Annotated in this window: 17 protein-coding genes and 1 pseudogene; 12 read left to right on the top strand and 6 right to left on the bottom strand. The window is 65.9% G+C overall.

The window, feature by feature from the left end; translation table 11 throughout:
• Positions 1 to 2 precede the first annotated feature (2 nt).
• A pseudogene (locus tag LK996_RS01810) lies at positions 3 to 632 on the top strand (UdgX family uracil-DNA binding protein); the annotation flags it as partial.
• 13 nt (positions 633 to 645) lie between these two features.
• Here LK996_RS01810 and LK996_RS01805 read toward each other — a convergent pair.
• Entirely contained in the window at positions 646 to 2,949 is a 2,304-nt protein-coding gene (locus LK996_RS01805; protein WP_230525468.1) for an FdhF/YdeP family oxidoreductase, read from the bottom strand.
• A 166-nt stretch (positions 2,950 to 3,115) separates the two neighbouring features.
• Between LK996_RS01805 and LK996_RS01800 the strand changes: the two genes are divergently transcribed.
• Positions 3,116 to 3,394 (top strand): hypothetical protein, encoded by a 279-nt coding sequence (locus tag LK996_RS01800; protein ID WP_230525467.1) that lies wholly within the window; start codon positions 3,116 to 3,118, stop codon positions 3,392 to 3,394.
• 79 nt (positions 3,395 to 3,473) lie between these two features.
• Here LK996_RS01800 and LK996_RS01795 read toward each other — a convergent pair whose 3' ends face one another.
• The gene (locus LK996_RS01795) at positions 3,474 to 5,720 is read right to left on the bottom strand and encodes a M3 family metallopeptidase (protein WP_230525466.1); all 2,247 of its coding nucleotides are present in this window, start codon (positions 5,718 to 5,720) and stop codon (positions 3,474 to 3,476) included.
• A gap of 160 nt (positions 5,721 to 5,880) precedes the next feature.
• Here LK996_RS01795 and LK996_RS01790 point away from each other — a divergent pair, with 160 nt between their 5' ends.
• Positions 5,881 to 6,321: a CBS domain-containing protein gene (locus LK996_RS01790; RefSeq protein ID WP_230525465.1), complete on the top strand. Its 441-nt coding sequence runs from the start codon at positions 5,881 to 5,883 to the stop codon at positions 6,319 to 6,321.
• Positions 6,322 to 6,428: 107 nt separating this feature from the next.
• Positions 6,429 to 6,908 (top strand): glutathione peroxidase, encoded by a 480-nt coding sequence (locus tag LK996_RS01785; RefSeq protein WP_230525464.1) that lies wholly within the window; start codon positions 6,429 to 6,431, stop codon positions 6,906 to 6,908.
• Here the strand turns inward: LK996_RS01785 and LK996_RS01780 are convergent.
• The gene (locus LK996_RS01780) at positions 6,848 to 8,041 is read right to left on the bottom strand and encodes an acyltransferase family protein (RefSeq protein WP_230525463.1); all 1,194 of its coding nucleotides are present in this window, start codon (positions 8,039 to 8,041) and stop codon (positions 6,848 to 6,850) included. The two genes, LK996_RS01785 and LK996_RS01780, sit on opposite strands and share 61 nt — an antisense overlap.
• 155 nt (positions 8,042 to 8,196) lie before the next feature.
• On the opposite strand from LK996_RS01780, the gene LK996_RS01775 reads away from it, so the two are divergent.
• The gene (locus LK996_RS01775) at positions 8,197 to 9,072 is read left to right on the top strand and encodes a LytTR family DNA-binding domain-containing protein (RefSeq protein WP_230525462.1); all 876 of its coding nucleotides are present in this window, start codon (positions 8,197 to 8,199) and stop codon (positions 9,070 to 9,072) included.
• 10 nt (positions 9,073 to 9,082) lie between these two features.
• Here the strand turns inward: LK996_RS01775 and LK996_RS01770 are convergent, their stop codons facing one another.
• Positions 9,083 to 10,150, bottom strand: coding sequence for a GGDEF domain-containing protein (locus tag LK996_RS01770; protein ID WP_230525461.1), 1,068 nt, complete (start codon positions 10,148 to 10,150; stop codon positions 9,083 to 9,085).
• Positions 10,151 to 10,370: 220 nt separating this feature from the next.
• Between LK996_RS01770 and LK996_RS01765 the strand changes: the two genes are divergently transcribed.
• A complete protein-coding gene (locus LK996_RS01765; RefSeq protein ID WP_230525460.1) occupies positions 10,371 to 10,796 on the top strand; it encodes a hypothetical protein in 426 nt (141 codons plus the stop codon).
• A 16-nt stretch (positions 10,797 to 10,812) separates the two neighbouring features.
• On the opposite strand, the gene LK996_RS01760 is transcribed toward LK996_RS01765, so the two are convergent.
• Together LK996_RS01760 and LK996_RS01755 are read right to left on the bottom strand one after the other, a co-directional pair.
• Positions 10,813 to 11,622, bottom strand: a complete 810-nt coding sequence (locus LK996_RS01760) for a ferredoxin--NADP reductase (RefSeq protein WP_230525459.1) — start codon at positions 11,620 to 11,622, stop codon at positions 10,813 to 10,815.
• 222 nt (positions 11,623 to 11,844) lie between these two features.
• Positions 11,845 to 13,530: an ABC1 kinase family protein gene (locus tag LK996_RS01755; protein ID WP_230525458.1), complete on the bottom strand. Its 1,686-nt coding sequence runs from the start codon at positions 13,528 to 13,530 to the stop codon at positions 11,845 to 11,847.
• Positions 13,531 to 13,604: 74 nt separating this feature from the next.
• On the opposite strand from LK996_RS01755, the gene LK996_RS01750 reads away from it, so the two are divergent.
• From LK996_RS01750 to LK996_RS01725, 6 genes are all read left to right on the top strand, one after another.
• Positions 13,605 to 14,141 carry a DUF488 domain-containing protein gene (locus LK996_RS01750; protein ID WP_230525457.1) on the top strand — a complete coding sequence of 179 codons (537 nt, stop codon included), beginning with the start codon at positions 13,605 to 13,607 and terminating at the stop codon, positions 14,139 to 14,141.
• Positions 14,142 to 14,291: 150 nt separating this feature from the next.
• Complete coding sequence (locus LK996_RS01745; RefSeq protein WP_230525456.1) at positions 14,292 to 15,218, top strand: hypothetical protein; 927 nt, start codon at positions 14,292 to 14,294, stop codon at positions 15,216 to 15,218.
• Positions 15,164 to 16,180, top strand: a complete 1,017-nt coding sequence (locus tag LK996_RS01740) for a hypothetical protein (protein ID WP_230525455.1) — start codon at positions 15,164 to 15,166, stop codon at positions 16,178 to 16,180. Before LK996_RS01745 ends, LK996_RS01740 begins: the two co-directional genes overlap by 55 nt.
• Positions 16,181 to 16,200: 20 nt before the next feature.
• On the top strand, positions 16,201 to 19,323 hold the full coding sequence (locus LK996_RS01735) for an RHS repeat-associated core domain-containing protein (protein WP_230525454.1): 3,123 nt from the start codon (positions 16,201 to 16,203) through the stop codon (positions 19,321 to 19,323).
• Positions 19,310 to 19,624 (top strand): hypothetical protein, encoded by a 315-nt coding sequence (locus LK996_RS01730; protein ID WP_230525453.1) that lies wholly within the window; start codon positions 19,310 to 19,312, stop codon positions 19,622 to 19,624. The genes LK996_RS01735 and LK996_RS01730 overlap by 14 nt, the downstream gene beginning before the upstream one ends.
• A gap of 136 nt (positions 19,625 to 19,760) precedes the next feature.
• The gene (locus tag LK996_RS01725) at positions 19,761 to 20,633 is read left to right on the top strand and encodes a hypothetical protein (RefSeq protein WP_230525452.1); all 873 of its coding nucleotides are present in this window, start codon (positions 19,761 to 19,763) and stop codon (positions 20,631 to 20,633) included.
• Positions 20,634 to 21,090 lie beyond the last annotated feature (457 nt).

The following is a 21,090-nucleotide window of genomic DNA, read 5'->3' as shown; positions in this document are numbered from 1 at the left end:
TTGCGCCCATGCCCAAGCGCAACGTCCCCGAAGGCACCGCACCCGAGCCGAAAGGCCGCAGCCTTTCCGCACTGCGCGAAGCGGCCGAAGACTGCAAACGCTGCGACCTCTGGAAGCATGCGACGCAAACGGTCTTCGGCGAAGGCCCCGCGCGCGCCCGCATCGTGGTCGTCGGCGAACAACCCGGCGACAAGGAAGATCTTGCGGGGCATCCGTTCGTCGGTCCCGCCGGCCAACTGTTCGACAAGGCGCTCGACGAACTCGGCATCGATCGCAGGCAGGTCTATGTCACCAACGCGGTGAAGCACTTCAAGTTCGAGCAACGCGGCAAGGTGCGTTTGCACAAGAGTCCGAACCCGGGCGAACAACGCGCGTGCCGCCTCTGGCTCGAGGGTGAGCTGGCGCGCATCAAGCCGGAGGTCGTCGTGTGCCTGGGCGCGATCGCCGCACGCAACGTGCTCGGGACGAAGTTCAAGTTGATGCAGCAGCGCGGGCAGTGGATCGAATTGCCGAGCGGGGCGCGCGCGATTGCGACGGTGCATCCCTCGTTCGTGTTGCGACAGCGCGATTCGGCGTCGCGCGAGCGCGAGTGGCGGGGGTTCGTCGCGGACCTGTCGGCACTGCTCGACTGATCGGAAGCGCCGCTCAGCCTGGCGTGCGAGCGACCGCGCGCGTCACCTTCACCGGCATCTCCTTGTACAGCGGTGTGTGCGCGCCCGCGGCGTACACCGACGATGCGATCAGGCTGCTCGCTTCCGGGTAATACGCCGCGCAGCATCCCGGCGGGATGTCCCAGGCACGCGCCGTGAAGGCTTCGACGCGACGCACGTGCCCATCGTCCACCAGGCATTCGATGTCGACGCGATCGCCGTCGCGCAGGCCACGCCGCGCAAGGTCGTCGGCGTTGAGGAACACCACGCGCCGGTCGCCCTCGACGCCGCGATAGCGATCGTCGCTGCTGTACACCGTCGTGTTGAACTGATCGTGCGCACGCATCGTCATCAGCGTGAGCGCCGCGTCGCCGTGCGTGCGCCGTGCAAGCCGCACCGGCGTGTCCTCGCGCAACGCGTGCGCCATGAAGCGCGCCTTGCCGTTCGCCGTGTTCCATTGCCGGTGCGCGGCGGCGTTGGGCAGCATGAAGCGCCCGTCGCGCATGAGCCGTTCGTTGAAGCCGTCGAAGCCCACGTTCACGCCGCGCTGGCACCGCTCGATGCGATCGCGGATCGACGCGTAATCGTCGGCGAACTCGCCCCACGGCACGCTCGGCGCTGCGCCGATCGCCTGCGCGAGCTCCGCGACGATCGCCGGTTCACTGCGTTGCAGCTCGCTGATCGGCGCCTGCACGCCGCGCGAGGCGCGCACGGTGCTCGACGAATCCTCCGTGGAGATGCACTGCTCGCCGCCGGGGCGCAGGTCGCGGTCGGTGCGGCCGAGCGTCGGCAGCAGCAAGCCGATCTCGCCCGGGTGGCAGTGCGTGCGATTGAGCTTGGTCGCGACGTGCAGGGTGAAGCGGCAGCGTTCGAGCGCCGCCAGCACGCGCGGCGAATCCGGCGCGGCGACACCGAAGTTGCCGCCCAGCGACAGCAATGCGCGCACGCTGCCGTCGAACAGGCCATCGACCACGGCGGCGGCATCGCGCCCCGCATCGCGGCACAACGCAAGGCCAGGGAACGTCGCTTCGATGTTGTCGAGGTACTTGTCGGACACCTGCGACGTCGCGCCCATCGTGCGATCGCCCTGCACGTTGGAATGCCCGCGCACCGGCATCGCGCCCGTGCCGGGGCGGCCGATGTTGCCGCGCAGGAGCAGCAGGTTCACGACCTGCTGGATGGTCGCGACCGCGTCGGGGTGATGGGTGAGGCCCATGCACCAGGTGATCATCGTCGCCTTGGCGCGCGCGTAGTGGGCGGCGATTTCGCGCATCTGCGCTTCCTGCAACCCCGAGCGGTCGACGAGCACTTCCCAGTCGCACGCATCGAGGTCGGCGATCAACGCGTCGAATCCTTCCGTGTGTTGCGCGATGAAGTCGTGGTCGAACACGCTGCGAGGCGCCGCGCGTTCCATCTCCAGCAGCGCCTTCATCACGCCCTTGAGCGCGGCGAAGTCGCCGCCGATCGCGACCTGGTAGATCGCGTCGGCAACCGCGATGCCGCGTCCGGACGCAAGTTCGCCCAGGTTCTTCGGATCGGAGAAGTGGGTGAAGCCGCGCTCGCGCAACGGATTGATCGCGAGGATCGTCGCGCCGCGCTGCTTCGCTTCGTACAACGCGGCCATCATGCGGGGATGGTTGCTCGCCGGATTCTGGCCGACGACGAGGAACAATTCCGCGCGTTCGAAGTCGTCGAGCGTGCAGGTGCCCTTGCCGACGCCGATGCTCTGCTTGAGCGCGTAGTGCGACGGCTCGTGGCAGAAGTTCGACGAATCGGGCAGGTTGGGGCTGCCGTAACCGCGCGCGGCGAGCTGCCACAGGAACGCGGCTTCGTTGCTGCTGCGCCCCGAGGCGTAGAACGCGACGGACGTTGGCGGCAGCGCGCGCAACTCGCGCGCCGCGATCGCATACGCCTCGTCCCAGCCGATCGCGCGATAGGCGCCGACGCTCGCCTCGTACAACACCGGCGTCGTCAATCGTCCCTGGAACTCCAGGTCGAAGTCGCCCATCGCCTGCAGCTGCGCCGGCGTCCTGCCATCGAAGAAGTCCGCGCCCACCGCCTTGCGGGTCATCTCCCAGGCGATCGCCTTCTGCCCCTGTTCGCAGCTGTCGACCAGCGGGTGGCCGGCCTTGTCCGGGAACGCGCAGCCGGGGCAATCGAAGCCGCCGACCTTGTTCGCGTGGAGGAAGGAGCCCACGAGCTTGAGGGCGATCCCCTGGCGCGACCACGCCCGCACGGTTGCGCGCAATGCGCCGCGGCCACCGGCGGGAGACGTGCCTTGCGTGCGTTTGCGTGCCATGGGCGAGGTGTAGCGCGCGCAGCGGCCGTTCGCAAGCGCGAACCCTAAGCGGCGGTATTGCGGAAACCCAACGTCTGAATGCGCGGTGGCCGTTCGCCTTTCACTCAGCCGTTACAGCTCCTTGCGCACATTCGCGCCCATCCCCCGCGTTACGAGCCAGCCCCCTATGGTCATCCACCTCCATGCCGCCGCCGGCGACATCGACGAAGTCACCTCCGCTCGCGCCCGTGCACTCGGCGAACTCGCCACCGGTTTCTATCCCGACATGAGCTGGCAGAACGTCGAGCCGCAGATGGCGAGCGACTGGAGCCGCGTGCGCGGCAACTCGAACCTCGGCTGGAACGAAGTGCGCGAAGAAGCGCATTCGGCCTGGCAGGTGGCCAAGCTCAGCAAGGACGCGTGCTGCTGCGACGACAAGCCGGTGCAGATGCAGTCGGCCGCGTAAGGCGCAGCGCAGGGACGCAAAAGGAAAGGGCCGCTTCGCGCGGCCCTTTCGCTTTTTCAGGTGCAGTGAAGCGGCGCGATCAGCCGCCCGCCGGTTCGGCGGCCTTCGGCTCGGCGTCGGCCGGCGCCTGCGAGTCGTCGGCTTCCGGCGCCGCATCCAGGCCACGGCGCTTGAGCAGCGGACCGATCTCCGGGTCGCGACCCGAGAAGTCGCGGAACAACTGCAGCGCATCCTTCGTGCCGCCGCGCGAGAGCAGGGTGGCGCGGAAGCGATCGCCGTTCTCGCGGGTCAGGCCGCCGTGCGCTTCGATCCACGCGACGGTGTCGGCGTCGAGCACTTCCGACCAGATGTACGCGTAGTAGCCCGCCGCGTAGCCGCCCATGATGTGGCTGAAGTATGGCGTGCGGTAACGCGGCGGCACGGGCGCGAAGTCGACGCCGTGCTTCTTCAGCGACGCGGCTTCGAACGCCATCACCTGCGACGGCGCGGGCACCTGGTTCACGCCGATCTGGTGCAGTTCCTGGTCGATCAGCGACGCGCCGAGATATTCGGTGGTGGTGAAGCCCTGGTTGAACTTCGACGCGGCGACGACCTTGTCGAGCAGTTCCTTCGGCATCGCGGCGCCGGTCTGGTAGTGCCTGGCGTAGTTGGCGAGCACCGACGGCCAGTCGGCCCACATCTCGTTGACCTGCGAGGGGAACTCGACGAAGTCGCGCGGCACGCTCGTGCCGGTGAAGTAGGGGTACTTCACCGCGGAGAACATGCCGTGCAGCGCGTGGCCGAACTCGTGGAAGGTCGTGGTCACTTCATCCCACGTCAGCAGGGTCGGCTTTCCTTCCGGCGCCTTGGTGATGTTGAGGTGGTTGGCCACGACGGGCTTGGTGCCGAACAGGTCGGACTGGTCGACGTAGGTGTTCATCCACGCGCCGCCGCGCTTGGAATCGCGCGCGAACGGATCGAAGATGAAGATCGCCAGTTGCGTGCCGTCCTTGTCGAACACGTCGAACGTGCGCGTGTCCTTATGGTACTTCGGCAGATCCGTGCGTTCCTTGAAGGTGATGCCGTACAGCTGCGTGGCGGCGAAGAAGACGCCGTCCTGCAGCACGCGGTCGAGCTCGAGGTACGGCATGAGCTGCGTTTCGTCGAACGCGTACTTCTCCTTGCGCACCTTCTCCGAATAGAAGGACCAGTCCCACGGCTCGAGCTTGAACGACGGCTCGCCCTTGGCCTTCTGTTCCTTGTCGATCATCGCCTGCAGTTCGGCGGCTTCGCGGCGCGCGTTGGCGACCGCGGGCGGCGCGAGCTTGCCGAGCATCTCGTTGACGGCCTGCGGCGTCTTGGCGGTTTCGTCCTCGAGCACCCACGAAGCGTAGTTCGGATGGCCGAGCAGGTTGGCGCGTTCGGCGCGCAGCTTGACGACTTCCGACACGATCGCGGTGGTGTCGTTCGCGTTGCCGCGGCTGTTGCGCGACATCGAGGCCTTGTACAGCTTTTCGCGGATCGCGCGGTTGGTCAGCGACGTCGCCGGCGGCTGGCCGGTGGTGTTGAGGATCGTCAGCACGAACTTGCCGTCGAGGCCGCGCGACTTGGCGACCTGCGCCGCGGCGTCGATCTGTTCGGCGCTCAGGCCGTCGAGCTCGGCGCGCGTGTCGACGACGACCGCCGACTCGTTGCGCTCGGCCAGCACCTTCTGGTCGAACTGCGTGCTCAGCTTGGCGAGCTGGCCGTTGATGTCCTTCAGGCGCGCCTTCTGCGCGTCGTCGAGGTTCGCGCCCGCGCGGGTGAAGTCGGTGTGGTAGCGCTCGACCAGGCGCACGCCTTCGGCGTCGAGGCCGAGCGTGGTGCGCTTGTCGTAGAGCGCCTGGATGCGTGCGAACAGCTTCGGGTTCAGCACGATGGTGTCGCGGTGCGCGGCGAAGATCGGCGAGTACTTCTCTTCGAGCGCTTCGCGCGCGTCGTTCTTGTCGGCGCCGACGAGGTTGTAGAACACCGAGCGCGAGCGATACAGCGTGCGGCCGCTCTTCTCCAGCGCGAGGATGGTGTTGTCGAACGTCGGCGGTTCGGGGTTGTTGGCGATCGCGTCGACTTCGGCGAGTTCTTCCTTCATGCCGGCGTCGAACGCGGGCGCGAAGTCGGAGTCCTGGATCTTGTCGAACGCGGGGTACTTCAGCGGCAGCGTGCTGTCGGCGAAGAAAGGATTGGAAGCAGGGGCATTCTGGGGAGAAGCGGGAGTCGACACGGCAGTTCCTTGCGCGGCCTGGTCGGCGGCGAACGTCGGGCCTGCGGCGAGGGCGAGCGCCAGGGCGCAGGCGAGCGGGTGCTTCATGGGTGGGTCTCGTCGGACGGAATCGGCGAATGTACCCGAGCGCGTGTCAGGCTACCCATGACGAAAGCCATGCAGGGTGAATGGGGCTCCGAAGCCGGTTCACGCGAGGCGAACCGCCGCATCGGAAAAATAGGCGCTTCCCCCATCGATGGAGGCTCCCATGGCCAACGTGACTTCGGTGATGACCGCCAACCCCGCCTGCTGCACCGCAGAAACGCCTTTGCGCGATGTCGCCCGGATGATGATCGACAACGACTGCGGCGAGATCCCGGTGGTCGATGACCGCGGCATGCCGGTGGGCGTGGTGACCGATCGCGACATCACCATCCGCATTGTCGCCGAAGGCCGCGACACGATGAACGCCACCGCGTCCGATGCGATGAGCGCGCCGGTCAAGACCGTGCGCGAAGACAGCACCATCAAGGACGCGACCGCGCTGATGGAAACCGCGAAGATCCGCCGCGTCCCCGTCGTCGGCAACGGCGGCAAGCTCACCGGCATCGTCTCGCTCGCCGACATCGCGCTGGCGGCGAAAGACAAGATGACCGTCGACGTGGTCAAGGAAGTGTCGGAGCCCGGCAAGGGCGCCGCGCGCCACTAAAAGTCTCGCAGACCCGTCGGGTGAAACGGGGGTCAGAGTACATTTTTCGCTCGCGAAAAATGTACTCTGACCCCTGTTCTTCTCCCAACTCTCAGGGCGATTCGACAATGACCACCGCCTACGACTTCACCGCCACCGACATCGACGGCCAGCCGCGCGATCTGTCCGAGTACGCGGGCAAGGCGTTGCTGATCGTCAACGTCGCGTCCAAATGCGGGTTCACGCCGCAATACACCGGCCTGGAAAAGCTCTGGGCGGATTATCGCGAGCGCGGCCTCGTCGTGCTCGGGTTTCCCTGCGACCAGTTCGGCCACCAGGAGCCCGGCGACGAGGCCGAGATCAAGAACTTCTGTTCGCTGACCTACGACGTCGACTTCCCGCTGTTCTCGAAGATCGACGTCAATGGCGCGAACACGCATCCGCTGTACAAGTGGTTGAAGGAAGAGAAGGGCGGATTGCTCGGCTCGGCGATCAAGTGGAACTTCACCAAGTTCCTCGTCGGTCGCGACGGCAAGGTGCGCAAGCGCTACGCACCGACCGACACGCCCGAGTCCTTGTCGAAGGACATCGAGGCCGCCCTGGCCTGACGCCGGCGCTTCAACCCGAACAACGGACGCAACACCGCGCTGCGACGAATCACCGCGTGCAGCAGCGCGCACCCCGCGATCGTGCCAATCAACACCAACGCCGGCTCCGCGATCGGCCCGAGTTGCATCGGCAGCAGCCAGTACGCGAAGGCTACGATCAGGCTCTGGTGCAGCACGTACCATGGATACACCGCTTCGTTCGCCCACGGCAGCCAGCGGAACGGGCGATCGAGATACGCGCGGCCGTAACCGAGGATCGCGCACAGCATCCACCAGATGTAGAGATTGCGCAGGACCCAGATCGTCGATTGCATCGCGTCGCCGACATCGTCCGGCAGCGCGAGCGCCAACGTGACGTACACCGCGAACAACGCGATCGCACCGAGCAGCGCCCGGCGACGCAACCGCACCAGTTCCGCCCACACGCCTTCATGCGTGCCGAGCCACCACCCGTACAGGAACACGGTGAAGTAGATCGAGTGGCGATACCAATCGTTGACGAGATCGCCGGTGTCCTCGAAATGCGGTTGCAGCAGCACGGTGAACACCGCGAGCGGCAGCGCGGGCAGCACCAGCAGCCACGCACCGCGCAGGCGCGCCAGCGGATTCGGCAAGCGCCGCAGCAACGGCAGCAGCAACGCGAACACGCACGTATAGGTCCACAGGTACGCCAGGTACCACAGGTGGTTCCAGGTGAACCCGTGTTCCCAACCGGCGAACGCGCCTTCCGGCCACACCGTGCGCCCGTAATAGCGCACGAGGAAGTCGAAGAAGCCCGGCTGCACCAGTCCGTTCGTCACGCCCTCGGCATACGGCTGGATCGGCACGACCACCCACATGCCGAACACCAGCGGCAGCAACAGCCGCCAGCTGCGCAACGCGAGGAAGCGACCGATCCGCGTGTCGCGCAACAGGAAATGCACCGACAGCCCCGAGACCAGGAAGATCAGGTCCATGCGCCAGCGATTCACCGCGAGCATCGGCAGTTGCAGCCACGGCGCGAGATGCGTGGACTTCAGGTGCCAGTCCCAGTCCTCGCCGCCCACGTAGAGCATGCCCCAGTGGTAGAGGATGAGCAGGCCGAAGGCGAAGGCGCGCAGGGCGTCGATGTCGTGGCGGCGTTGCGGTTGCATGGCACGGGTCCGGGGGTGGCGGTGCATCGACCTTCGGCCCCGGCGCGCGCGGAAAACAGCGCGAAGTGATTGATTCGCGGGAGAGAGGGACGAATCGCGGACCCGAGGGACGAACACTTGCCGTCCCCGTGCGTTGCTCGGCCACAATGCGCGGCATGTCGACGCCCCCATTGCCGCCGCCCACCGCCTGGGACCGCTTCCGCCCGTGGCGCCGCACGTTCGAAGTCGGCTTCTGGGTCGCGACGTACCTGCTCAATGCGATCGCGAACTCGGCCGTGACCTGGCTCGACATCCAGCGCGCCGGCCTCGACTTCGCTGCGTGGGAGCCGGCGGTGTGGGAATGGTCGAGCGCGATCGTGTGCCTCGCGCTGGTCCCGGCGGTCGCGTGGTTCACGCGTTTCAACCCGGTCCGCTTCGACACGTGGAAGCGCGCATTGCCGCTGCACCTGCTGGGCAGCGTCGCGTGGTCGGCCTTGCATGTCGGCGGGATGGTCGCGCTTCGCAAGGTCGCCTACGCGGTGCAGGGCGACAGTTACGACTTCGGGCCGTGGCTGCGCGAATGGGGCTACGAATACCTCAAGGACGTGCGCAGTTACGCGGGCCTGGTCGCGACGATCGAAGCGTGGCGCTGGTTCCTGCGGCGCTGGCAGGGCGAAGCGAGCGTGCTCGCGCAACCCGACGACGCCCCGATCCCCGCGCTCGCCGAACGCCCCGAACGCTTCCTCGTGCGCAAGCTCGGCAAGGAATTCCTGATCGCCGCCAACGATGTCGAAGCGCTGCAGGCCTCCGGCAACTACGTGAACCTGCGCGTGCGCGGCCACGAGTATCCGTTGCGCAGCACGATGGCGGCGATCGAACAACAACTCGATCCCGCGCGCTTCGTGCGCGTGCACCGCAGCCACATGGTCAACCTCGATTGCATCGCGCAGATCGAACCGCTCGACACCGGCGATGCACGCGTGGTGTTGCGCGACGGCACCATCGTGCCGTGCAGCCGCCGCTATCGCGACGCGCTTCGCGTGGGGAGTTGAAGCGGGGCGCTCAGGCTTGCGCGACCACCATCCGGTCGCGTCCCATCGCCTTCGCCTCGTACAACGCGATGTCCGCCCGTCGCATGTGCTGGCCCATGCTCTCGGCCGCGATGCGGTGCGCGACACCCGCGCTGACGGTGACGTTCGCATCGCGCACGGCGTCCTCGAATTCCTTGCGCACGCGCTGCACGAACCCTTCGACCGCCTCGGGCGCTTCGTCGATCAGCATCACCACGAACTCCTCGCCGCCCAGGCGCGCGCACAGGCAGCGCTGGCCCGCGCGTTCGCGCAGGATCTGGCCGAGCTGCTGGATCACGCGATCGCCCGCCGCGTGGCCGAAGGTGTCGTTGACGCGCTTGAAGTGGTCGATGTCGAAGAACACGACGCTCGCCGAACGCCCGCGCCGGATCGCATCCTCGTGCGCCTCGCTCGCCTCGCGGTTCCAGCCCGCGCGATTGCGCAGGCCGGTGAGTTCGTCGGTGGTCGCCTGTTCGCGCAGGCGCTGGCGGATGCGATACGTGCTGACCGCGAAGTCGGTGCGATAGCCGCCGAGCAACAGCCCGAACCCGATCGACACGACGACCGTCAGCCAGTACAGCGCCGCGCCCGTCGGCGGATTGCCGTGCAATCCGATGCGCATCGCTGCGATCAGCAGCATGCTCGCCGCGATCGCGAGCATCGACACGCGCCGCGCCATCAACGCGAGCAGCGCGATCGGCATGAGGTGGAACAACCCGGCGCGGCCGGTGACCACCGTGTCGACGCCCGGCATCGGCACCGACAGGAAAATGCCGACCAGCAGCACGCTCAGCACCGTCAGCATCAGGCGCGGCCGCCAATCGTCGAGCGACCAGATCGCGGCCGCGCAACCGGCCACGGTCAGCGCCACCAGGGCCACCACCCACCACGGCCAGCCGATGTCGGGCGCGACGCCGGCCACTTCGAACATGCCGGTGAGCGCGAGGATCATCGCGCCGCTGGCGACGACGCCGCTGACGATCGGGCGCGTCGCGGCGACCTGGGCCTCGATCAGCTTGGCGCGCTCGGTGTCGGTGAGCGCGTGCAGCGAGCGGCGCATGAAAATCCGGGAGATCCCGTGCGGCGCATCGGCGGCCGCGTCGTGCGCGGCCGGGAGGGCGTGGGGCGCGGACGCTTTGTCGGACGTCGCCATCCGCGCAACGTAACGCAAGCCCGTCGCTTGCGGGTCAAGACATCGTGAACGCAAAAGGTTGCGCGATCCCGGCGTTGCATCGTCGTTTCGCCTTGCCGCGACGCCGCCTGCGGACCGACGATAAGCCATGCATTCGCCGCGCCACTTCGACCTGCTGCACGACGCGCTGTTCGGCTTCGCGCGGGCGATGCTGGATCGCTTCGGCGCCTTCCATCCGTTCGGCGGCTACGTCGTGGATCCGGGCCAGGTGGTGCAGGTCGGCTTCGACCGCGCGATGCGCGAGGAAGCGGAAGACGCGGGCCGCCTCGACGCGCTCGCGGCCGCGCTCGGGGAACTCGACGACGACGCGATCGCGCACGCGCTGGCCATCGACGTGCACCTGTATCCGCCGCGCGACGGCATGACCGCGGCGATCCGACTGCACATCGCCCACGTCGACGGCTCGCGCATCGACCTGGTCATGCCGTACCGCACGCGCACGGGGTTGCCGACCGAGTTCGGTCCACCGTTCGTGGCCAAGGGCCCGCCGATCGCGTTCCGCGAAGAGCGTTGACCGACTTCTCGACGCGTTACTTCTCGACGAATGCGCGCTCGAACACGTACTGCCCTGGCACGCCGATGCGCGGCGCCGAGGTGAAGCCGCGTCGGTCGAGCAGCACGCGGAAGTCGGCGAGCATCTGCGTGCTGCCGCAGACCATCGCGCGATCGTGTTCCGGATCGAGCGGCGCCAATCCGAGGTGTTCCATCATCCGCCCGCTGTCCATCAGGTCGGTCAGGCGACCGCGCTGGTCGCGGCCGTCGACCGCGAACGCTTCGCGCGACACCGCGGGGTAGTAGAGCAACTGCTTGCGGATCTGCTCGCCGAGGAATTCGTGGTGCGGCAGTTCGTTGACGATGTAATCGCGATACGCGAGGTCCCCTGCGTTGCGCACGCCGTGGCACAGGATCACGCGCTCGAAGCGCTCGTAGGTCGCCGGGTCCTTGATCACCGCCAGCCACGGCGCGAACCCGGTGCCCGTGCCCAGCAGGTACAGGTTGCGCCCCGGATGCAGGTCGTGGATCAGCAGCGTGCCCGTCGGCTTGCGCCCGACCAGGATCGAATCGCCCGGCTGGATGTGTTGCAGGCGCGAAGTCAGCGGCCCGTCCTGCACCTTGATGCTGAAGAACTCGAGCTGCTCTTCCCAGTTCGCGCTGGCGATCGAATACGCGCGCATCAACGGCCGCGTCGAGCCGTCGGGCTGTGCGACAGGCAAGCCGATCATCACGAACTGCCCGTTGTCGAAACGGAACCCGTCGTCGCGCGTTGTGGTGAAGCTGAAGTACGCGTCCGTCCAGTGACGGACGTCCAGCACGGTCTCGGTGCCGAAGGGGGAGGACATTGGGGGGAGGGGTGGAGCTGGGGGAATTGGGGGATTTTAAAGGTGGAGCGCGGGAAACGGGAAACTCGGGAAACGGGAGGTCGCGTCCGACGCACCGAGGCTTGCGCGACCCGGAGATCGGTTTGCGACGCATCGAAAGCCGATCTTCGGCTCGCGCCACTCACCGCGAGGTCGACCTCTCTCTCCCGTTTCCCGGTTTCCCGTTTCCCGCTCTCGCCCCACTCACCTCGTCCCCCGCTCCTCCCTCGGCCTCGCCTTGTGATCCCGCCGCAACGCGCTCCAGATCAGCGCCAGCCCCAGCACGGTGCCGATCAGGAAGCACACCAGCGCCAGCGCCGGGTACCCGAACAGGCGGGCGCCCGCGGTATCCACGCGCATCAGCATCGCCGAGGCCAGGATCAGCGCGGCGGTGATCAGGCCCGCGGTGATGCGGTTGGCGATCTTCTGCAGGTTCTCCATCAGCTGCGAGTCGTCGAGGCCGCCCAGCTGCACGTTGAGGCGGTTCTCGGACAGCAGCGAGAGGATGTCGGAGATCTTGCGCGGCGATTCGCGCAGCAGCGATTGCACTTCGAGCACTTCGCCGGCGATGTTGGCGGGCGAGAACGACTGCCGCATCCGCTCGCGCATCACGTGCTGGATGTGCTGCTCGGTGATGCGCTTGACGTCCAGGTGGGGGTCGAGCGCGAAGGCGACCTGTTCCAGGTTGAGCAGCGTCTTGCCCAGCAGGCTCAGTTCCGGCGGCGTGCGCAGGTTGCAGGCGGTGGAGATGCGCACGAGTTCGACGACGAGCTTGCCTTCCGACATCGCCTGCGAACCGGCATGCGCCGCGTAGCGCGCGACGAGCTGGCCGATCTCGCGCTGGAAACGATCGTGGTCGAAGTCCTCCAGCCGCGTGCCCATCGCGATGGCTTCGTTCGCGACTTCCTCGCCGCGCCCGTCGACCGCGCCGAACAACAGCTTGAGCAGGCGCTCGCGCTGCTTCGGCGGCACGTGCGCGATCATGCCGAGGTCGAACAGGCCGAGCCGTCCGTCGTCGGTGACCAGCATGTTGCCCGCGTGCGGATCGGCGTGGATCTCGCCGTGCACGAACATCTGGTCGAGGTAACCGCGCAGCAGCGCCTTGCCGAGGCACCCCATGTCCTGTTCGGTGCGGCGCAGGCCGGACAGCTGCGTGACCTTCGTGCCGCGCACCAGGTCCATCGTCAGCACGCGCGCGGAACACAGGCCATTGATCGGTTGCGGCACGAACAATTCGGGGTAATCGACGAAGTGCTCGGAGAAGCGCGAGAGATTTTCCGCTTCCACGCGATAGTCGAGTTCGGCGAGCAGCGTCTTGCGGAACTCGTGCACCCAGTCGGCGAAGCGCAGGCGGCGGCCGAGGTCGGTGATGCGATCGGCCTTGTCGGCGAACCCGGCGAGGGCATCGAGATCGTTGCGAATGACCTCGGCGACGAAGGGACGCTGCACCTTCACCGCCACCTCGCGCCCGTCGCGCAACACCGCGCGATGTACCTGCGCGAGCGACGCGCTGCCCAGCGGCACTTCGTCGACGTGCTGGAACACCTTGTTCATGCGCACGCCGATCTCGTCCTCGAACACCGCGCGCACCACTTCGAACGGAATCGGCTGCACGTCGTCCTGCATGCGCTGCAACGCGTGCAGGTAGGCCGGCGGCACCATGTCCGGCCGCGTCGACAACGCCTGGCCGACCTTGATGAACGTGGGGCCGAGCGCTTCGAGATCGTCGACGAACTGCTCCGGGCTGTCGTCGCCGGGTTCGACCTCGTCCATGCCCATCGCGGCCTTGTCGAGGTCGATGCCCGAGAACACGCCCGCGCCCCGGTACTTCAACAGGAACGTGATGATCTGTGCGCTGCGCGCGAGGCTTGCGGGCGATTGGCCATTCATGCGGGAAGCCTAGTCGCGCACGCGTCAATGCGATTTCACCTTTCGTGGTGGCGTGCGGCGGCTAGCATGGCCGCATGCGCACGCTGTGGACCATCGGCCATTCGACCCGCGAGTGGGAGGTGTTCGCCGGGATGCTCGCCGACGCCGGCATCCGCGCGCTGGTCGACGTGCGGCGCTTCGCCGGTTCGCGCCGGCATCCGCAATTCTCCGGCGCGACGATGGCGACCGTGCTGCCGATGACCGGCATCGACTACGTGCCGATGCCCGACCTCGGCGGCCGGCGCACGCCATCGAAGGATTCGCCGAACACGCGCTGGCGCAACGCGAGCTTCCGCGCGTACGCCGATTACATGGCGACGAACGAGTATCGCCGCGCGCGCGACGCACTGGCGTCGCTTGCGACGCAAACACCGACCGCCGTGATGTGCGCCGAAGCGATGTGGTGGCAATGCCACCGCGGGTTGATCGCCGACGACTTCAAGGCGAGCGGGTGGGAGGTGGTGCATCTGCTCGCACCGGGGCGGCGCGAGGAACATCCGTACACGGGGGCGGCGACGATCGTCGAAGGGAAGCTGAGTTACGCGGAGCCTGCGACCGGCGCGTTGTTCTGAACTTCGAAGCGCTGCGAACTTTCGGTGGCCGATGACAAATCATCAGTCACTGAAAGCAGACGCATGCACCAAGTGTTTCTTCCTTTGCGAAGCGATGGTGCGGCACTCTGCGCACCGCGGCGGGGAGCCGCACTGTCTTCCGAGGATTCGATGCTTCGTTTCAACGGCCCTGATTGGGCCCGCTGCCTGCTGGGCAGCCTGGTGTTGCTCACGCCGAGCGCGCATGCCCAGGTCAGTGGCGAGTATCCCGCTTCGACGTTCGAGAGCGAGTACCTCAAGCGCCTGAAGTCCTACCAGTCGATCCAGCCCTATGGCGAAACACCGTTCGGCGAGAGCATCGACCTGGTCACCGGCCAAGTGAGTTTTTCGCAGACCGACATCGTGCTCGAAGGCGCCGGGCCGACGATCCGCGTCTCGCGCTCGCGCAGCCCGGAGATCTACGACGCCTCTGGTCCGGGACCTGCGCAGGTCCTCGGCGACTGGACGCTCGACATCCCGCGCATCAGCACGCTCGTGGCGGCGCCGAGGGGCGTCGAAGACGGCGGCATCCCCGGCAGCAACTGGCGCATGGCCTTCACCGACCCCGATAAGAAGCGGTGCACGAACTTCAACTACGTGTGGGGCGGGTCGGGCGGCATCGCGATGGACGACTGGTGGCATGGCTACGAACTGGTCATGGACGACGGCGCCTCGCAGCCGCTGCTCAAGCGCGATGCGGCGTACACAACGAAGCCTTCCGGCGCCACGGCCTATCCGATCGTGACGCTCGGCGACATCCAGTTGTCCTGCCTGGCATCGACGAAAAACGGCGAGGCGGGCGAGGGCTTCCTGGCGATCGGACCCGATGGCACGAAGTACTGGTTCGATTGGCTGGTCGGCGTCAAGGCGTATGGCGTGCAGAAGCAAGCGTCCGACCTGTCGGCGCTCGCAGGAGACGCGACCTCCGATCCGGCCACCGAGTCAGAACCAGAGCCCATGCCGATGATCCCGCCGGGCGGCGATCCCTACCTCACGCAGGACGAATGCAGGCCGCGATGTACGTCACGCGCATCGAGGATCGCTTCGGCAACTTCGTGACCTACCACTACAACGCTGCCAGCCCGCGCCAACTGCTGTCGATCGTCGCCTCCGATGGCCGCAAGGTGAGCTTCACCTGGAATGGCCTTCTGCTCACCAGCGCGATCGCACAACCCGATACGCCTGCCGATGCGCGCACCTGGCGCTACGAATATGCGAACGGCAAGCTCGCGAGCGTCGTGCTGCCGGATGCCAGCCGCTGGACCTTCGCGTTGGCCCGCACCGGCGCGGGCACCTTGCCCGACATGTTCGCCAGCTCCTGCCTCAAGCGTTACAACGCCAACGCGCCGGCGAGCGATGCCGAAGTCTCGACGATCACCGCGCCGAGCGGCCTGGTCGGCACGTTCACCATGCGCCATCGCTGGCACGCGCGCAGCTACGCGAACAGCAGTTGCGTGTCGATGCCGGCCAATGGCGGCACTTATGAAGCCAACCCGCCGCTGTTCGAGAACCTGTCGCTGGTCCAGCGCACGCTCTCGGGCCCGGGCGTGCCGACGCAGGCGTGGACGTATGCCTACGGCCCAGCATCCGCGAGCACCATCAACGATCCCTGCAAGGCCACGCAAACCTGCGTCGACACCTCGTGGGTGGACGTGACCGAACCGGACGGCGCCCGCACGCGCGTCACGCACTCCACGCGCGATGGCGAGATGGAAGGAAAGTTGATCAAGTCGGAGGGCTTCGACGCCGGCGGCGCGCTGCTGCGCACGCAGACCCACCAATATCCCGCGCTCGCGAGCCTGCCGTTCCAGGCAAAGTTGGGCGAAGCCCTCGGCCGCGACCGTTCGAACGTGACGAAGATGGAAAACCGTTACCCGTCGACCGGGAGCGTCATCACGCAACAGGGCCGCAGCTTCCGGTGGTACGTCCCGCAAACCTGCGGAGCCTCGGCGAACCAGCTGTGCTTCGACGCCTTCGGCCGCGCCACCAAGACCACCAAGTTGTCGCAGCCGGCGCCGTGACCATGACCCGACACGACCACATGAAGCGCATCGCCACGACCGTCCTGGCCGCATCGCTGGCCGCCAGCGTGCTCCCGGCCGCCGCGCAGACCTACACGCGCACCGACACCCAGACCTACGAGGACAACCTCGCCAGCTGGGTCCTCGGTCAGCCGAAGAAAAGCACCAACGACAACACGGGCCTGGCGGAAAGCGAAACCATCTACGACGCGGCGACCGCGTTGCCTCTGCGAACCTACAAGTTCGGCAAGCTGCAGCAGACGCTGACCTACAACGGTGACGGCACGCTGGCCACGGCGTCCAACGGCAACGACTCGCCGACGTTCAACACGACCGTCACCTTCTCCAGCTGGAAGCGCGGCCTCCCGCAACGCATCGACTTCCCGACCAGCGAGTACAAGACCCTCTCGATCGACGACTACGGCCTGATCCGCCACGTCATCGACGAGAACGGGTTCAAGACCTGCTACGCGTTCGACGCGATGGGCCGCCTGTCCGGCATCACGTACCCGTCGAAGACGACCGCGGGCGCGTGCGATGCCTCCTGGAACAAGCTGGTGCGCACGTTCCAGTCGACCACCGACGTCGAGTACGGCCTGTCGGCGGGCCACTGGCGCGAGTTCGTGCAGACCGGGCAGGGTATAAAGGCCGTCTATTACGACGCGATGTGGCGGCCGGTGCTGACGCGCACCTACGACAAGGACGACATCAACAACACGCTGAGCCAGACCGTCACGCAGTACGACCACGACGGCAAGCCGGTGCTGCAGTCGTATCCGACGCGCGACGTGATCAGCAACTTCGCGTCGCCGTTGCCCGGCACGCGGACAACGTACGACGGACTGGGCCGGCCGACGCGTGTCGCGCAGGACACGGACGGTGGCGAGATCGTGTCCACGACCCAGTACCTCGCGAACTTCGTCACGCGCACCACCAATCCGCGCGATAAGTCGACCGACACGACCTACCTGACCTACGACCAGCCGAACACCGACTGGCCGCTTGAGATTGCGCATCCCGACAGCGTCTACACCGACATCGCGCGCGACACGTTCGGCAAGCCGACGGTGCTGGCGCGTTCCGGCCCGGGCGTGATGGCGATCCGGTCGTACGCCTACAACGCGGCGCAGGAACTGTGCCGCATGGTCGAGCCGGAGACGGCTGCGACGTTGTATGGCTATGACGCGGCAGGCAACCTGGCGTGGTCGGCGGCGGGGCTTGCGGACAACACGGCGTGCGATTTTGAAGGCGACACGGCGGCGATCCTTGCGCGCAAGGTCGTGCGCGAATACGACCAACGCAACCGCATCAAGCAACTGGCGTTCGCCGACGGCCGCGGCGACACGACCTACACCTACACGCCCGACAGCCTGCACAACGTCCTCACGGTCGACAACGGCGACACCAACGTCGTCAAGACGACCTATGCATACGACCAACGCCGACAGCTGACGCTGGAAAAAATGGACTGGAACTCGCTGAGCTGGCGCGTCGGCCATGGCTACGACGCCAATGGTTTCCGCGCGTCGCAGTCGTTCCAGGGCACCGACGTGGTGACGTTCGCGCCGAATGCGCTGGGCCAGCCGACAAAGGCGGGCACGTACGCAACGGGCGTGACTTATTACCCCAATGGCGCGATGGCCGGCTTCACCTATGGCAACGGCATCGTGCACTCGCTGACGCAGAACGCGCGCCAATTGCCGTTGAAGAGCCGCGACGCGTACGGCACCAGCGCCGTGCCCCTCGACCACACGTACAGCTACGACGAGAACGGCAACGTCACCTCGATCCTCGATGGCACGGATGCCACCCGCAACCGCGCAATGGTCTACGACAACCTCGATCGCCTGACCCAGATGACGTCGCTGGGCATGCTCGGGGGCACGGGCAAGATCTTCTACACCTACGACGGGCTGGACAACATCACGGCGGTGAGTTCGCCGAACCGCAGCCAGCGGTATTGCTACGACGCGAACAACCGATTGGAGTTCCTGCGCGCTGGCGCCACGGTGGTGTGTCCGAATGGCGCGGCAACGGTGGCGTTCGGTTACGACGTGCAAGGCAACCTGGCGTACAAGAACAACGTCAACTTCGTGTTCGACCTGGGCAATCGCTTGCGCGCCACCAACGGCGGCGTGTCGTCGGGCTACGTGTACGACGCGCTTGGAAGGCGCGCACGCGACTACGTCACCTCCAGCAAGTACAGCCTGTATACGCAGGCGGGGCAGCTTGCCCATACGTCCGATGCCAATGGGTCGGCGGAGTACATCTATTTGAACGGAAGCCTGGTCGCGATCGCGCGGACGCCGTCGGGAGGAAGCGTCCCGACGGTTGAGTACCAACATACTGATGCGTTGGGCACGCCCGTGGCGACCAGCACCGCGAGCCGTCAGATCACGAAGAGTGATTACGAGCCTTACGGGCGCGTGTTGAACCGGGCGGTGAAGGATGGGCCCGGGTTCACGGGGCACGTCGAGGATGCGGCGACGGGGCTGGTGCAGATGCAGCAGCGGTATTACGACTCGTTGGTGGGGCGGTTCTTGAGCGTTGATCCTGTAACTGCGCGTCCGATCGGGGACAACTTCAACCGCTATTGGTATGCCAACAACAACCCGTACAGATTCACTGACCCCGATGGCCGTGAAACGGGGATGTTCCAAAGGCCGGAGTTCCGAATGGCGCAGCCTGACGCGGCAACGACCGCGTCTGCGGTGGGGCTGATTGCAGATTTCACGCCGGTCGTCGGGGACGCAAAGGGCGTCTATGAAGCGATGCAACAGCCGACCTGGACCAATATTTCCGCGGCAGGCGTCGGGTTCGTTCCCCTTGTTGGCGACATGGCAAGTAAGGCGATCAAGAATGCGGACACCATTGCTGACGTTGGCAAGGCCGTTGCTGACGCCAATCGGGCCGACAATCTCGCGAAAGGAATTCCCGCCAGCCAATTGGGCCCTTCCGGAAAGCCGAAGATCCACACAGTTGAACACGGTGGAAAACGAGGTGAAGCTAAAGAGGCCGCTCGCCGAGAAAATGGTAAGGGCGGGACCACCGCAAATCACACGACCCCGGCAGTTGGCAAAGACCACTATCACGGTGTTTCCAAGTCGGGGGAAAAGAGCCGCATACATCATGAATACGAATAAGCGTGGCTTCTGGATCGGCGTCGCGGAAGTGGTCCCTCATCCAGGAAATGATCTGCTCGAAGGAGCAAGTGGCGCTTACGTGAGCGTCTTTGGGCTGGCCGATGCAGAGGCGCAGTTCAATGAGAAGGTGAAGTTCGCGTTCAAGGCAATGGCCTTTGACCTTCTCGAACTTAGTGACGTAAGTTTTATGTCATCTGTAGAAATGTGGGTGGGCGTAGACAAAACCTTGCGAGAGCGAGCGGCAACGCTTAGCGCCGAGAATCCAGTCGAGTTTGGTTCATTTCAGTGCTTTTGCGATTAGGGTTTGCGAGAACTGCGTTGACTGATAAATGGCTGGAACTCGCTGAGTTGGCGCGTCGGCCACGGCTACGACGCCAACGGCTTCCGCGCGTCGCAGTCGTTCCAGGGCACCGACGTGGTCACGTTCGTAGCTGCCGTTGAACAGCCGCGATGCGTACGGCACCAGCGCCGTGCCGCTCGATCACACCTACAGCTATGACGAGAACGGCAACGTCACGGCGATCCTCGATGGCACCGACGCCACCCGCAACCGCGCAATGGTCTACGACAACCTCGATCGCCTGACCCAGATGACGTCGCTGGGGATGCTCGGCGGCACGGGCAAGATCTTCTACACGTACGACGGGCTGGACAACATCACGGCGGTGAGTTCGCCGAACTGCAGCCAGCGGTATTGCTACGACGCGAACAACCGATTGGAGTTCCTGCGTGCCGGCGCCACGGTCGCGTGCCCGACCGGCGCGGCGATGGTGGCGTTCGGTTACGACGTGCAGGGCAACCCGGCGTACAAGAACAACGTCAATTACGTGTTCGATCTGGGCAATCGGCTGCGCGGCACGAATGGGGGCGTGGCATCAAGCTACGTGTACGACGCACTCGGGCGCCGTGCGCGCGACTACGTGACTTCCAGCAAGTACAGCCTGTACACGCAGGCGGGGCAGTTGGCCCATACGTCCGATGCCAATGGGTCGGCCGATCTATTTGAACGGGAGCCTGGTCGCGATCGCGAGGACGCCGTCGGGAGGCAGCGTCCCGACGGTCGAGTATCAGCACACCGATGCGCTGGGCACGCCGGTGGCGGGACCCGCCGCGGTGTGGGCACAGATTTGCCGATTGGGAAAGGAAACGAAACACGCAGCGACATCGACTACTTGGCCCCGCCTTCTAGCGCAAACTATTTCGATGATCTGCAGCAGAGGCTGCCCGGCATAGATCCCGCAACCGGCATCGTCCCCGGGGTCGGAAATCCGAACATCGGTCCGGTGATTCGGTTTGAGCCCAAGAGGTGAGGAATCGAATGAAAACCCTTCGGCGCTTTTGGTTCACTTTTTCGCCACGTCCCCAGTATTCACCGTTGGCATTGGGGTGCGGTGTAACTGCATTCGACCGTACGGATGCCATCGAAATTCTGCACAGACTCGTTTTTGCTGGACGTCCCGCTCCATTGGTCGTCGATGAGGTAATCGAGGATGTCGATGTTTTACAGTTGGATGCGGGGCACGTGATTCCGAATATGGGGCTGGTCACTACCAGGGGAGTTTGGTTCCCCTTGGGTTATGAACAAGTCGACGACCCTGACGTGGGCATGTTCTAAATTTGGCTCCAATTGACTAGTCGGCCAGTGTTTTGGCGCCAACGGCCGCGCGTCGCAATTTACGCAACGCGATCTGGCGCAACGAAGAGAATGCTGGACAAGTAGGCTGCGACAACCATGAAAGAGTTTCGACTTGTGGGCGACCAAATTCG

This window comes from Noviluteimonas lactosilytica (assembly GCF_020866925.1).
Lineage (GTDB): Bacteria > Pseudomonadota > Gammaproteobacteria > Xanthomonadales > Xanthomonadaceae > Noviluteimonas > Noviluteimonas lactosilytica.
Note: the sequence above shows the minus strand (reverse complement) of the source record. Positions and strands in the feature narration are given on the sequence as shown.